The organism is Microtetraspora sp. NBRC 13810, assembly GCF_030268685.1.
Classification (GTDB): domain Bacteria; phylum Actinomycetota; class Actinomycetes; order Streptosporangiales; family Streptosporangiaceae; genus BSRQ01.
The window spans coordinates 1-441 of sequence record NZ_BSRQ01000077.1 but is presented as its reverse complement, the minus strand read 5'-3'; the positions used below and the strand labels follow the sequence as shown (position 1 = coordinate 441).

1 protein-coding gene is annotated in these 441 nt (G+C 66.9%); it reads left to right on the top strand.

Annotation, left to right across the window (positions count from 1 at the left end):
* On the top strand, positions 1-428 hold a 428-nt coding region (locus QSK26_RS41515), incomplete at its 5' end, for an AAA family ATPase (protein ID WP_285780865.1).
* Positions 429-441: the final 13 nt, after the last annotated feature.

Genomic DNA, 441 nt, shown 5'->3' with positions numbered 1-441 from the left:
TCTCGCTGACCGACGCGGGCGCGCGAAGAGTGGCGACGTATTCGGGTGGCATGCGCCGCCGCCTGGACATCGCGATGAGCCTGATCGGTGATCCGCCGGTCATCTTCCTCGACGAGCCGACGACCGGCCTCGACCCCCAGGCGCGCATCGAGGTGTGGCAGGCCGTCAGGGAACTCGCCGGCCGGGGGACGACGGTGCTGCTCACCACCCAGTATCTGGACGAGGCCGAACAACTCGCCGACCGGATCGCGATCCTGCACGAGGGCCGGATCATCGTCAACGGCACCCTCACCGAACTCAAGCAACTGCTGCCACCCGCCAAGGTCGAATACGTCGAGAAGCAGCCGACCCTGGAGGACGTCTTCCTCGCCCTCGTCGGCGACAACGGCAAGAACGGCCATGACCGCAACGTCGGCGCGGACGCGTAAGGAGCCATGATGA